10 protein-coding genes are annotated in these 13692 nt (G+C 39.5%); 2 read left to right on the forward strand and 8 right to left on the reverse strand.

All coding sequences use genetic code 11. The features are described 5' to 3' along the window. The 5 genes from J2Z82_RS06455 to J2Z82_RS06475 all read right to left on the reverse strand — a co-directional run bounded on the left by J2Z82_RS06455 (position 1) and on the right by J2Z82_RS06475 (position 3607). On the reverse strand, positions 1 to 366 hold the full coding sequence (locus tag J2Z82_RS06455) for a PTS glucitol/sorbitol transporter subunit IIA (protein WP_209479963.1): 366 nt from the start codon (positions 364 to 366) through the stop codon (positions 1 to 3). Between the two features lie 169 nt (positions 367 to 535). Next, positions 536 to 1594: a PTS glucitol/sorbitol transporter subunit IIB gene (gene srlE / locus J2Z82_RS06460; protein WP_209479964.1), complete on the reverse strand. Its 1059-nt coding sequence runs from the start codon at positions 1592 to 1594 to the stop codon at positions 536 to 538. 24 nt (positions 1595 to 1618) lie between these two features. Beyond that, positions 1619 to 2161: a PTS glucitol/sorbitol transporter subunit IIC gene (srlA, locus tag J2Z82_RS06465; RefSeq protein WP_209479965.1), complete on the reverse strand. Its 543-nt coding sequence runs from the start codon at positions 2159 to 2161 to the stop codon at positions 1619 to 1621. Further along, positions 2149 to 2547 (reverse strand): transcriptional regulator GutM, encoded by a 399-nt coding sequence (locus J2Z82_RS06470; protein ID WP_209479966.1) that lies wholly within the window; start codon positions 2545 to 2547, stop codon positions 2149 to 2151. The genes srlA and J2Z82_RS06470 overlap by 13 nt, the downstream gene beginning before the upstream one ends. A 115-nt stretch (positions 2548 to 2662) precedes the next feature. Beyond that, positions 2663 to 3607 (reverse strand): sugar-binding transcriptional regulator, encoded by a 945-nt coding sequence (locus J2Z82_RS06475; protein ID WP_209479967.1) that lies wholly within the window; start codon positions 3605 to 3607, stop codon positions 2663 to 2665. A 189-nt stretch (positions 3608 to 3796) separates the two neighbouring features. Between J2Z82_RS06475 and J2Z82_RS06480 the strand changes: the two genes are divergently transcribed. Both J2Z82_RS06480 and J2Z82_RS06485 read left to right on the forward strand, forming a co-directional pair. Next, the gene (locus J2Z82_RS06480) at positions 3797 to 5446 is read left to right on the forward strand and encodes a glycerol-3-phosphate dehydrogenase/oxidase (protein ID WP_209479968.1); all 1650 of its coding nucleotides are present in this window, start codon (positions 3797 to 3799) and stop codon (positions 5444 to 5446) included. Positions 5447 to 5462: 16 nt separating this feature from the next. Continuing rightward, positions 5463 to 6503, forward strand: a complete 1041-nt coding sequence (locus J2Z82_RS06485) for a zinc-dependent alcohol dehydrogenase (protein WP_209479969.1) — start codon at positions 5463 to 5465, stop codon at positions 6501 to 6503. A 51-nt stretch (positions 6504 to 6554) separates the two neighbouring features. Here the strand turns inward: J2Z82_RS06485 and J2Z82_RS06490 are convergent, their stop codons facing one another. The 3 genes from J2Z82_RS06490 to J2Z82_RS06500 all read right to left on the reverse strand — a co-directional run bounded on the left by J2Z82_RS06490 (position 6555) and on the right by J2Z82_RS06500 (position 13661). Beyond that, positions 6555 to 7499 carry a sugar-binding transcriptional regulator gene (locus J2Z82_RS06490; RefSeq protein WP_209479970.1) on the reverse strand — a complete coding sequence of 315 codons (945 nt, stop codon included), beginning with the start codon at positions 7497 to 7499 and terminating at the stop codon, positions 6555 to 6557. A gap of 709 nt (positions 7500 to 8208) precedes the next feature. After that, positions 8209 to 11739: an FIMAH domain-containing protein gene (locus J2Z82_RS06495; RefSeq protein ID WP_209479971.1), complete on the reverse strand. Its 3531-nt coding sequence runs from the start codon at positions 11737 to 11739 to the stop codon at positions 8209 to 8211. Between the two features lie 254 nt (positions 11740 to 11993). Then, the gene (locus tag J2Z82_RS06500; RefSeq protein WP_209479972.1) at positions 11994 to 13661 is read right to left on the reverse strand and encodes an alpha amylase family protein; all 1668 of its coding nucleotides are present in this window, start codon (positions 13659 to 13661) and stop codon (positions 11994 to 11996) included. Between the last annotated feature and the right edge of the window lie 31 nt (positions 13662 to 13692).

Genomic DNA, 13692 nt, shown 5'->3' on the forward strand with positions numbered 1-13692 from the left:
TTATCTTCTGAATGATATAATCATTTTTTCATTTACTTCAGGTATTTGTTTTTGCTCCAAGCACACAGTCCCTGGTAATTCTGAATGTGAATCGCCATTAAAATTAAATGTAGCGTGACCAAGCTCTTTCATTGTTTCGTTAGCTTTATCACCAACAAACAAAATTTTAAAAGGTTCATCGTTAATGACCATTTCGTCTCCTGCTTTTATATCTTCAGTCAACTTGTCGCCAGTATGAATAACTGAAATACTTTTCAAATCTGCTGGAACTGTATCATTAAAAAGAATCATCATTTTTTCTTCAAACATTAGTGGAGCATCTTCTCCAACTTCAACAACCTTTACTTCATAAAAAGAATTAGCCATGTTAATACATCTCCTCACCTGTGTTAAAATCATTTCTATGATGAATGTTACACGAAACAAATATGATATTCAATAACTTTTTTACAATTGTAACAATAACTTACATTTGTAAAAACACAATCATTTTTATACCCTCCTTCATTGGAAAAGAGGGTATAAATTTGTTTTCTTAGCTGTATAGGCCAAAGCTTGCAAAGTATGCAATTACAACTGCAGCTGGTCCTGTAATTAATCTGGAGAAGAGTACGGCTGGTACACCGACTTCAATCGTTTCTGGCTCAGCCTCTCCAAGTGTTAAGCCAACCGGAACAAAGTCTGTCCCTACTTGTGGGTTGATGGCAAATAATGCCGGTAATGTCATCTGTGGCGGGATATTCCCTTTACCAACTTCAACCCCGATTAGAACACCTACAACTTGTGCAATTACAGCGCCTGGTGCAAGTAATGGTGAAATGATTGGTATGGAACAAATAAGGGAAAGTATTAACATCCCCAGTAATGACGTTGCTAATGGTGTTACGGTATTAGCGATAAAATCACCAATTCCTGTATAGTTGATAATCCCCATTAACACACTGACAAAGGCCATGAATGGCAGAATGTTCTTAATAACTGTATCTATTGTATCTCTACCAGCTTGGAAGAATGTGCTGACAACGTTCCCAACCTTGTCACCGAGTACTTCAATTACCCGATTGATTATATTTTTCTTCTTACCTTGACTTTCCTCTTGTGCTGCAACTTTTCCTTTCGCTTCTTCTTTCTTCTGTTTTGCAACATTTTTATCCAATAATGACTCATCATTTCCTGATTCCTGGTCGTTGCTTTCTTCTTGCTGATTTCCTTCTGTAGAACCATCAGCTTGGCCAATATTTTCTGTGGTAACACCTGACACAAAATTTTCTTCATTAATGAATTTGGCAAGCGGCCCTGAAGGTGAATTACTGAATACATTTATCGTCTTAATCCCCATCTTCGGGTACACACCACTTCTGGCAGTCCCTCCACAGTTGATAACGGCACAGACCATTTCTTCTTTTGCTACTGACTTTTGGAAACCGTCAATCGCAATACCGCCTGTCCGATCTGCTATTTCCTGTGCAACTGGGTGAATTCCGCCACCAGTTACAGATATAATATATTTTTTATCGTCAGTCGGATGGATAACAAGTGGACCTCCCCATCCGGATGAACCTTTCGACACTTTTACTGCTTTATATTCACTCATTGATTATCCTCCTCGCCATTATTGCTATGCAGCAATATTTTCAGATTCCTGTTGTCTGTTTTTAATCATTCGATTCGTAATAAGCTCCGTAACAAAGCCTCTCAATAACATTACTACTATTCCGACAAGTAAAAACCGAAGTGCTAGTGGACCAGTAGATAGTCCAAGCTGTGTTATACCAGCTGCTACCCCTGTATAAACAAACAATTCTGCCGGATTCGCATGTGGAAAAAGTCCGGTAATTGGATGAACAAATGAAACCGCAGAGTCATAAAAAGCTGGTTTTTGTTTTTCAGGCAAGAAACGACCGAACGTATAGCACATTGGATTTGTCAGGAAAAACACTGCTAAAAATGGGAAGATCGTATACCGTAAAATAAAATATTTCGTACAATATTGGGCGAATTTAAATACCCTTTCTTCCCCGATAAATTTAATTAAAGCGTTTACAGCTGTAATCAAAACAATTAACAATGGAATGATGTCCGTTACCAGGCCCATAAATGTATCTCCGCCAGCCTGGAACATTCCAATAAAACCTTCTGCAAGCTTGATTAAGAAATCCATGCTTCATTCCCCTTTCCTTTGTTTAATTCTTTTTTAATCATATCAACGGCATTGGAAAGAGCGTGAAATTCTTTTTTAGATAAGAAATCTACAAATTTCGTCTCCTCCAACTTCATGCCTACTAATTGTTTAATATCCTTGAATCTAGCAAAAACTGTTATCCCTTTCATAACTTTTGCATCAATGATATGCGACTTTTCATCACAGACAAGTACAATGATTGCGCCATTACCTAATCTTTTCTTATAATAGCCTGTCCCTAAATATCCAGAGTCTCTTCTGCTCAGTTTTTTAATTTCAGACTTATAGTGCTTCACTTGAAAATGGGTCATTAAAAACTGCAATCCCCAAATAAAGGCAAATATGAAAATAAAAGTTCCCCACATTGTATCGCCCCCTCTTTTTACATTTGTATTCATGTGAAACTTTTGTAAATACAATGTTAAAACGCTTTCATCTCCATGTCAATATTTTTTTTAAGTTTTTTGTTTTTTCATAACACTAACTGTATTCCAGCAATGATTCCGCGGTTTTGTCATCTGTTACCAGTACATCCAGGTATTTACTTTTAAGGGCAACATGAAGTCCTTCAACCTTATATGCTCCTTCAGCAATAGCTAAAACTTCTGGTATTTCTTTTATTTCTTCCAAATCTAATCCTATTACTCTATCATTTATTGGATGCTGGACAAGTTGACCATCCCTATTATAAAAACAGGAATTAATATCGCCAACTGCTCCTGAGTCATTTAATGTTCCAATATCCTGTTCATTTAAATAGCCCATTCTAACCATTGTTGATTCACTCGATGGGCTGCTGACGCCAACGACTGCTATATCGACTTTTCTTCCCTCTTCCAGCACCGCAGCTACATCCTTAGAATTTTTAATAGCGTTTTTCAAATCAGCAGTTTCAGCCACTGCGGGAGCATACAAATAGGAAGAACTAGTATTTAACTGTTGCGCAAGCTGAAACGATAAATGATTGGAGTGATATTGCACAAACCCCTGCCCCATTCCTCCGATCAACGGGACTAAATGAATATGACTCTGCTGCTGACTTTGAAATTCTTCTACAAAAGTAGAAATAGATTTACCCCAGGAAACTCCAATTGTGTTAAATTGATTTATTTTTTTAGATAGATAGGCAGTTGCAGCTTGACCCATACGGCGTCTCACCATTTCCGGACCCTTATTAGAGACGGAAACTACTACAGCTTCATGCAGGCCATACTTTTTTTCCAGCTTTCGTTCCAGTTCCACGGTATGAACCGTTTCATCCTTCATATAAACTTCTACAATTTTTTTCTCTCTAGCTTGCTGAAGTAATTTAGAAATAATAGGTCTGGACAAGCCTACTTTCTTGCAAATTTCGTTTTGTGTCCAGCCCTCCAAATAATATAATTTTGAGACCTTTGCAATTAAATTCCGCTCTTTTGCATCCAATCTATAATCCCCCTTGTTACATTCGTAAAATTCGATGTCTTTAATATTAACAACAAATTAAGAAATCAGAAAGCGATTTCATACCTTTATTGACTAAGGATAATAAAAAAGATATACTAAATTCAAATTAGTTTACAATTGAAGTTATATAGAACATATGTAAAAAACAGCTTGATTGGAGGACCTACTATGAGCACTAAAACTTTTTCTGCATTGGACCGGAATTCCACCATTAAACAAATGGAGAACGAGCATTTTGACCTGCTGGTTATTGGTGGAGGCATAACGGGAAGTGGTATCGCATTAGATGCAATAAATCGCGGATTAAAAGTTGGATTGATTGAAAGAAATGATTTTGCATCTGGAACAAGCAGCCGCTCAGGTAAATTGATACACGGGGGTCTAAAATATTTACAGAAATTGGACTTTAACGTTATCAAAGAAATCGGAAGCGAACGTGATTTTGTCTACAACAACGCCCGTCATTTGGTTTATCCGATTAAGATGAATTTTCCATTGATCAAAAAGGAATCTTATAATCTATTAACATTAAAAGCTGGACTATCATTATATGATCGCCTGGCTGGCGTAAAGAAGGACGAGCGTCATGTGATTTACGGCAGGAAAAAAACATTGCAATATGAGCCATTGTTTAATGAGAAAACCGTTACTGGCAGCGGTGCGTATGTTGAATATCGTACAGATGACAGCCGTCTAACATTAGAAGTAGCAAAAACAGCATCTGAAAAAGGGGCAACTGTCCTGAATTATGCTGAGATGACAGACTTTCTTCAGGATGAGAATAATCATGTCAAAGGTGTAATAGCTAAGGACCTTATCCAGGGTCAGAACATTCGAATAACAGCAGCGCATGTCGTTAATGCGGCAGGTCCATGGGTCGATGAAGTTCGAAAAAAAGATCGCCCGATAACAGGAAAATACATGGTGCTTGCTAAAGGCATTCACATTGTTTTTGACCATCAATCATTGCCAGTCAAATCTTCAATCTATTTTCAGCACAAAGGGCGCATGATTGCAGTAATACCACGTGGTGACAGCACCTATGTTGGATCAACTGAATCCATCTACAAACAGGATATGGATGATATTTACGTTAAATCCAAAGAAGTAGACTATTTAATTGGCTGTCTGCATTCTATGTTCCCATCGCTGGACTTAGGAAAAAAAGATGTCGTCTCAAGCTGGGCAGGGATTCGCCCGCTTATCGGAGAAGACGGCAATTCACCTGCTGAGTTATCAAGACACGATGAAATTTTTGAATCGGATACTGGACTGATTACGATTGCAGGCGGAAAGCTAACAGGCTACCGAAAAATGGCTGAACGGGTATTACAGCATATGGAGAAAAAAGACAGTACAATCAAATCCAAGAACACAACAGACCATGTTAAATTATCTGGCGGACATTTTAATTCTCAGGAAGAAATCACTTCACATGTCCCGTATTTACAAGGCAAATTTAAACATTTGAATCTGTCTATTGAAGAGGTTAACGACTATGTTTTCCGATATGGCTCAAACACAGAAAACCTGCTTAAACTGATTGACCGGTATGACGATCGTCTTGAGGATAAAGAGTTAAGAAATATCGCAGCAGAAGTGAGATATACAGTTGAACATGAAATGGCAGCATCATTGGCTGATTTCTATGATCGCCGTACAAGCTATCTTTTATTTGACCTTGATAAAGTAAAACGCACTTTAACAGTTGTTGCTGAGGAAATGGCGCAATTACTGGAATGGACTGAGGCGAGAACGACTGACGAAATAGAAAAAATGAATTACGAGGTTGAAAAAGCATTAACATTTGTTGAATAACAAGGAGGAACCAGTTATGTATTCAGTTGCTCTTACTGATAAACAAACATTGGAATTACAGGAACGAAAATATCCTCAGATTACTAGTGATGAAATATTACTCAAGGTTCATGCAATTGGCGTATGCGGATCAGATCTTCGAGTTTACCAGCATGGTGATGCCAGGGTTGACTTCCCACGCGTTATCGGTCATGAAATCGCCGGTGAAGTGGTCGACTTGGGCAGCAACATTTCCAGGTTTCAAACTGGCGACAGAGTAACCCTTGGTGCACATATCCCATGTGGCGAATGTGTTTTTTGCCAGAAAAATGAGGGACATCAATGTGTAGAAGGAAAATCGATGGGATACCATGTCGATGGCGGATTTGCTGAATATGTTGTTTTGCCAAAGAAATTTGTTGAAAATGGCTCCATTCAAAAAATAGCTGATACAACTTCATATGAATTAGCCAGTTTGTCTGAGCCTTTTTCATGTGTATTAAGTGGCCTGTATGAAGTCGACGTAAAACCCGGAGAAAATGTCGTAGTGTACGGTGCTGGAGCTATTGGGTGCATGTATATTGCTGCATTGAAAAAAATGGGTGCTGCCAAGGTAATTGCTGTGCAAAGATCTGCACCAAGACGACAAAAAGCATTAGAAAACGGCGCCGACATTGTCATTGATCCTAATTCAGCAGACACCGCTCGTGAAATTATTGAAGCAACACAAGGGCTAGGCACTGACACTGTCATTGTCACAGCACCTTCAACCGAAGTACAGAAGGAAGCATTAGAAGTTGTGAAGAAAACGGGAAAAGTGCTCTTCTTTGCCGGTATAAAAAATGTTACCGAAGTTCCGATTAATACAAATCACTTTATCTACAAACAATTGAAGGTCGTTGGAACACATGGTGCACCACGTCACCTGCATATCGAGGCAGTAAAATGGATTGATGAAGGACTGCTTGATTTTTCATCCTTTATAACCCATACCTTTCCGTTAAACGAAACGGCCAATGCCTTTGAAACGGCGGAAAGTAAAGAAGGACTTAAATGTGTTGTGAAGCCAAGTGAGTAACAATTAGAAAAAGGAATGAAATTGGTTTTGCGGCCAACTTCATTCCTTTTATTATTCTTCCAGTAATTCCTGAGCAGTTCGGTCGTCGGTAATTAATACGTTTAAATACCCGCCTTTTAGCGCAGCTTCAATACTCTCCAGTTTGTATGAGCCCTCAACAATTCCTATTACTTCAGGAATATTTCTGATCTCATCTAAATTCAGCCCAATTACCCGATTATTTAATGGGTGATCAACTTCCTTACCAACCGCATCAAAAAAACGTGAGCTAATGTCGCCAACAGCACCGGCCTTACGTAGAGATGCTAAATCACTTTCCTCTAAATAACCTATCGTCTCCATTGTTGAACTTTTAAACGGATTCCCTAGCCCAACTAAAGCCATGTCCACATTGCGACCACGTTCTAAAACATGTGCAATATCCTTTGAGTTAACAAGCCGTTCCTTCAGCTCATCACTCTCAACCATCGCTGGCGCATAAAGATATGAACAGGACGTATTCATTTTCTGAGCCAGATTAAATGCAAGCTGATTGGAATGAAGGTGAACATAATCGCTCCCCATCCCTCCAACAATCGGAACAATATTAATATCATCCCTTCGTTCATAAGGATACTCTTCAATCAAGGAAAGGAGCGTCGTACCCCAGGAAATCCCTAGACTCTTGACACCTTTTAAATTCTTAGCAATATACGAAGCTGCCGTCTTGCCAAGCTGCCGCTTCGCCATATCTGGCGCAAATCCAGCAGTCGAAACAACAATAACCTCGCTCAATCCATATTTCTTTTCAAGTGTTTGCTCCAACTCAACCGTTTGAACTGTCTCATCTTTAATATATATCTCAACAATTCCTTCTTTTTTGGCATTGTTTAACAGCTTAGAGATAACCGGCCGGGAGACATTATTTCGTGCCGCAATCTGGGCCTGTGTCCAACCCTCAAAATAATATAACTTGGCCACCTTTACCATCAAACGGCGTTCTTCCCAATTCAACATAATATCGCTCTTTTCCTCTTAAATTCTAGTCTAAGTATAACATTATATTCGAGTATGCGCGCGTGTCGTTACATCCGTTCCGAATAATTACCCTTGTAACGAGTTTAAGGGGGATGATGTGTTGTGTCAAGCGTATTGGGAAGAGAGGTGCCACTCGATTTAAGGCTCGTCGCTCGAGTTTGGGGGTTGCTCGCTCGAGTTTGAGCGCTGCTCGCTCGAGTTTAGGTGCTGCTCACTCGAGTTTGGGGGCCGCTCGCTCGAGTTTGGGGGCTGTTCGCTCGAGTTTGGACGCTGCTCGCTCGAGTTTGGGTGCTCCTCGCTCGGGTTTATTGGAGTGCACTAGCTCGCAATCTAATCCTTTTGCGATAATTAATGATATAAATTCTTGATCTGAGTACCAATGTTTATTAATAGAGGGTAATTTTCTGCTTTAGCAGAAAATATCCTATTGAATTATTTACTTAAAAGGAAGATTTTCGGCATCTGCCGAAAATCACCATCTTGAAAAGAGGGTGCTCAATTTTGGACGCTGCTCGTTGGAATTTTGATGCTCCTCGCTCGAGTTTGAACGCTACTCCCTCGAGGTTAGGCACTACTAGCTCGAGTTTGCACGCTCCTCGATCGAGCTCGAAATCCAGCCCTCCTCACTCGACCCCAAACCACAAAAAAGAGTAAGCAACATAAAGATGCTTACTCTTCCCTAATAACACTAGTCCTGTAAATACGATTCTTTTATCGATGCTATATTACTCTTAAGGAGATTCATTAACTCTTCCTCGACACTACTATTCTCAAGGTGCTTCAGGAAATCTTCTAGATGCTTGATTGCTTGGTCTGTATCCTCGTTTTCATAATGATGGTTGGCTTGTGCTAGGCGATTTACAAACTGTTGAGCTACTGAGTGTTCAATATCTCCTGCTTCTTCAAGTGATTGCACTTGTTCTGTTAGAGATGCAGTTGTGACTTGAACTGTGATCTCAATTTTATTGGAAGCGATAGTTTCACCGTTATAGGAAACGTTCGCCTGTATCTCAGTGCTTCCCGCATTTTTAGCAGTGATTTTTCCATTTTCTATTGTTGCCACTTGTGGAGCACTATTTGTCCATTCAACGTTTGCTCCAGCTAAGTCAACATTATTTTCATTAGCCAGTGTGACAGCAAGAATTGCACTTGTTTCTTCGCCTTGAACTATTGTCTCCTCTTCAGCAGTTACGGAAGCAGTTTCTAATGGAACAGGTAATTTAAATAGATTTTCTCCGTTGGCATAGTAAATGTTACCTTCACTATCCAAGTCCATTAAGTGCACAGTGTTTCCAATAAGCTGTTTGCTCATCATTGTTTCAGGATCAATCACTGTGAGCTTTCGGCCTGCTGTGGTGTAAAGCATTCCCTGATCATCCCACCGCATGAAGAATGGACGCCATTGACTTCCTCGGTGAACACCAGAGTAAAGCTCTGTACTTTTAATAACTTCTTTTGTTTCAGGGTCCATAGCGAAAATTACACTATTTGCTATTCCTTCGCTGTCGTAACCCCATGCAGTTCCCCAAAGGTTTTTATCTGGACCAATGGATAGTTCTCCGATCATTTCAGGTGTCTGCAGTCCATCTACTTCTAAATCAAATACTTCATGTTCTTTTGTATCAGCATTATAGGCAAACATTTTTGCTTCTTGGGCGGTCGGTTCAATTCCAAGTCCGCCAGCGATGGATGAACCTCCATAAACCATTCCGTTTAGATATGTTAGTCCGATAATACTTTGATTCTGTACTATATTGCGTATACTATTCCATTCATCGGTATTTTCATCATAAATTGTTAGCGATCCACCTAGCTTTCCGTAATCTGGAATCGTTCCAACAAATAGCTTATCATCACCTGATGTGAAGGTGAATGGTCTGCTTTGCTCGTCTCCAATGTCCCGAACCATTTCAGGGTTGTCGCCTTCTCCTCCATCAGTATATTGATATGGCTTTTCTGGGTCCATCTCGTAAATGCGGGCACCACCGTAAGTTCCCATATATACATTTCCATTAAGGAAACCAATGCCTTCAATTTGATGAGGATTTCGTTCGCGTAACGTATATTCCTCTTTAGAAGTATCGAATACTCCCATTGAACCTTGGTATCCACCCATATAGACATTTTCATCTTGTCCTATTTCTAAACTTTGTATATTAAGTCCCTGCATCTCAACTTCCGGATAGCTAACTTCTACAGTATTTGTCTCTGGGTTATAGACCGAATATTCGATTTGCTGATGCAGGATTGCAAGAACTTCTGTGCCGTCTTCAGTTGTTGTCCATTCCATGGCTTTCGCTGATGAAGCGGGAAGCTTAATACGTGGCTCAACGGCCTGCGCTTCATTTGTGTCTAAGTCATACGTCCATAATTCACTTGTCCGTTTATCTCTGAAGTATATTAAACTTTCATCGTATGGTGATGGGGGTGAAATCAAGCCATCAAACGTATGCTCATCTTCCCAGTTCATCTCGTTTAACACTTCGCCAGTTGCAGCGTCTATCGTTAATAGTGATGTGCCATATGCGACAAACAGTTTACCATCATATTTCCATATGTTTGAAATGGATGTTTGAGCACCAGAAATAGGTAATTCTATTTCCTGCTTTTCACCGGTTTCCCGATTCATTTGATATAAATATGCAGTCGTACCAATTCCGACATAAACATTTTCTTCTGTTACGCCTAGCCCTCTTGCATATTTCTGTTCCTCGTGGAAGGCGCCTAAGTCTGTAAATTCGTCATTCTCAATATCGTATTCGAAAACTTTTGAATTTGGATATGTTGCTCCATAGATTTTACCATCTTCAGTAGCTTCTAATTCCCAAACCCAGCTATCAGACGGATTCTTTCCTACTGACTCAATTCGTTGTTCGTCAACAAGGTACCGGTACAATGTTCCATTATACGTACCGGAAAAATAAACATTCCCATCAGATCCAATCGTCATTCCCCAAACAACATCATTGCCTGGCATAGACTGGGAAAATATCTTTTCTCCAGTATAGGCATCTGCCGCGTAAAAAGTTGCTGGAGATCCATTTGTAGCATAGTATAACTCACCATCACCGACTGCTGCACCTTGTGTTTTAGCAGCCAATGCAGATGGACCCATATTTATTGGATCACCATATTCAAATGGTAATTCCATTTGTTTTTTAACGGACAGCTTAAAGTCATCATAATAAGCTGAACTTGTTCCTGCTAGACCAGCATATAGAAATACTTTAGCTGATACTGCATCTGCAGGCGCTTTGCCTTCAGCTTTGATATCCAGCCACTTATTGGTAGGTGTATCGTATCCCGACCGATGACTGCCTACCTCTTTACCAGCGCTATCATAGTATTTCATGTACAGACTTATACTTCCTGAATTGATATACGCTTTTCCTTCTATCGTATAAACTTTACTAGGTTCAATTTCAACAGCTTGACTATACAGACCCACCGATGCATCTGATTTTTCATCTGTTATCTTTACACTTTTCTGGCCATCAGAAGCCTTCTCGTCAGTAAGCGAAATGGATGTTCCATCTCGAGGTGAAGATGGGTACTTATCCCAGCCGGGTATATTCTCTTCACTGGATTGTTCCTCAAAACTAGCATTTTCTAAATCTAGGGCAACTGCTGATGACTTTTCCGCTAGTTGCACATTATCGTAATAGCCTTTCGTTTTTGTATTGGAAGTTTGGTAAATAAATAGTTTAACCCCAGTTGCTTTAGGCGGAGCATCCGCTTCGATGGTTACCTTTTGCCATTCGTTAAGGGTTAAGTCTTCAAAATACTTCGCGCTATTTTCAATGATTTCACCTTGATCATTAACCCAACGCAACCACATTCCCGGGTTCCCTTGAATTAGTTCTTCCACATAAATTTGTGCAGATAATCGGTAAGTATTCCCCTCGGTTACATCAATTGGCTGACTGAAGAGGCCAACGACTCCATCGTTATTAATTCTAAGGCTTTGATCACCTTCAAAGGCAAAATCACTTGCTATATTCATGCCTTCTTTATAGCCGCCGCTCCAATAATCCCAGGATGGCAGGTCTGTTTCTGAATCTGGCGCAGCCTCAAAATCACCGTTTTCCACTTGCAGTTGCTCCCATTCTTCTTCCCCTTCCGCTGATACAGTACTGTTAAATATAGAAGGCGGTAAAAGTGAAAAAACTAACAGCAATGAGAGTGTAATAGAATAAATACGTAGTAAAGCTTTACTCATTATCAAATCTCCTTTCAAAAATTTTATAAAGCTATCCTCCTTACTTATATAATTTCTTTTAAACGCTTTCAAAATCCTTTTATCCCTGGTTTATACTCACTTAAAAGACTTTACTAGGTACTAAAGAACTAGACAGGCAACATTAGAAAATTTAGCTTAGTTACACTTATGCAGTAAGGAAGACTGCAAAAAAAGAGACCATCCCAAAAGGTCACAATTGCGACCAATAATGAGACAGCCTCGTCTTTTTAATCCTATTTATCTTCTCGAATCATTTTCATTATTGCTGGGTTTTGATGTGGTGGTTTAGTATCGTTTGAGAATTCTTCTTCAACAATATTCCACCAATCGAACATTTCCAGATAAACTAAATCGAATAGCATTGTGCCATGTGAATTATCATCAACAGCACGTATCGCTTTTCGGAATTGTTCCGGATCTCCTGAGTACTGATTCAGGTAAAGTGAGCCATATACGAGTGTCGATGAATTAACTGCTTCCATCGCCAAGTTAGCGGCTCCCTCTACACTATACCAATATGGATTTCCAGATTCCTCTGCTTCTTCAACCGTTACATCATAAAAGTAATTACCGGTCATCAGGTAATCCAATGTTTCTGCATAACCTGTTTTATGATAATCTTCACTTGCCCAATCAAATTCTGGCTGGTATGTTTTACTTGCCCAGTTTACCCCTTCATTATAGTAAAGCGGGTACCAGGAGCCTACATACGTGCTGAAAAACAGATCTTCGTCATATTCATGGACAACGTTTTCAGCAGTTTGGAAAAACGATTGGATATTGTTAGCCCTAAACTCAATCCATTTTTTGTACAATGGACCTTTAACAATATTTTCATTTGTTCCCTCGATCTCTATTTCAAAAATATCTTCCGGCCAATTTGTTACTGACTTACCAATATACTCTTCAAACTTTTCACGGCTTAAATCACTAAAGTCAGCATATTGATTTGAGTATCTGGCTCTGTCTAAAACCATGCCGTCAACAGCATAATTAGTGATAATTTCTTCGATAATACTTAATTCATAATTCTTAACATCTTCACGAACTGGATTCGTAAACGTTGAAAAGGATGGGTATTCTGACGCTGGAATGATCTCACTTTTAGTCTGATCATAATCAATTGCTTCACCAACATTTAAATTGTCTAAAACCCATTGGCGTGATTCTCCATGTGCTGATAGAACAGCTCCATTCTTCGGTACTTCAAGACCGTCCGCACCACTGATTGCTCTATCTTCAATAGCTGTAATAACACCATCTTCTATTTGAACTTCAGCACCCCATCTATTTGACGGGGATACATCATATTCACTAGGTGTAAAGAGTACTAAATCATTTGTTCTTCTCTCCTGATTTACGCCAGTAATTTCATGTGTATCGCCATTTTCTGTTTCAGCTACCCTAGTTGCGGTATAGAACTGACTTTGCCATTCTGGATTTTCGAATGCTGGCCCCTCTCGGTAATCAGTGTTCCCCTCAGAGAAAACGTTTACATTCACATGTACCTCTAGTCCCTGTTCATGTGCTTCATCCAGAACAGTAGCTAATAGGTCATATCCTTCTGGAAAATCACTGTAATTCTTAATAGTTGATTGGCTCATGTGTGGTGCGATATCACTGTTATACCCTACAAAGCCGGTATAATTTTTGATATCCAATATAATTGTATCAATATTCGCGTTGGCTGTTTTAGAAACGATGTCCTCGACTTTTTCAGGGGTATCGAGATTTTCAATATTTGCTGATAAATCATACCAAAGTACCCTGGCTTTCTTGTCTTCATTTTCAATCAAGTTTGATAGAACCTGTTGTCTGCCTTTATCTGAAGCTGCTCCGACCGGCATCGCTAAAGACATAAATAAAACTGTGATTAGTAAGAAACTTATCCATTTCTTCATATTACTTTTCCCTCCATGTTTACTATGTTGG

The sequence above is a fragment of the Virgibacillus litoralis genome, from assembly GCF_017873675.1.
Taxonomy (GTDB): domain Bacteria; phylum Bacillota; class Bacilli; order Bacillales; family Amphibacillaceae; genus Lentibacillus; species Lentibacillus litoralis.

Coding starts and splice junctions, on each gene's coding strand:
- J2Z82_RS06455 (WP_209479963.1), bottom strand. CDS start 366: ATGGCTAATTCTTTTTATGAAGTAAAGGTTGTTGAAGTTGGAGAAGAT.
- srlE (WP_209479964.1), bottom strand. CDS start 1,594: ATGAGTGAATATAAAGCAGTAAAAGTGTCGAAAGGTTCATCCGGATGG.
- srlA (WP_209479965.1), bottom strand. CDS start 2,161: ATGGATTTCTTAATCAAGCTTGCAGAAGGTTTTATTGGAATGTTCCAG.
- J2Z82_RS06470 (WP_209479966.1), bottom strand. CDS start 2,547: ATGTGGGGAACTTTTATTTTCATATTTGCCTTTATTTGGGGATTGCAG.
- J2Z82_RS06480 (WP_209479968.1), top strand. CDS start 3,797: ATGAGCACTAAAACTTTTTCTGCATTGGACCGGAATTCCACCATTAAA.
- J2Z82_RS06485 (WP_209479969.1), top strand. CDS start 5,463: ATGTATTCAGTTGCTCTTACTGATAAACAAACATTGGAATTACAGGAA.
- J2Z82_RS06490 (WP_209479970.1), bottom strand. CDS start 7,499: ATGTTGAATTGGGAAGAACGCCGTTTGATGGTAAAGGTGGCCAAGTTA.
- J2Z82_RS06495 (WP_209479971.1), bottom strand. CDS start 11,739: ATGAGTAAAGCTTTACTACGTATTTATTCTATTACACTCTCATTGCTG.
- J2Z82_RS06500 (WP_209479972.1), bottom strand. CDS start 13,661: ATGAAGAAATGGATAAGTTTCTTACTAATCACAGTTTTATTTATGTCT.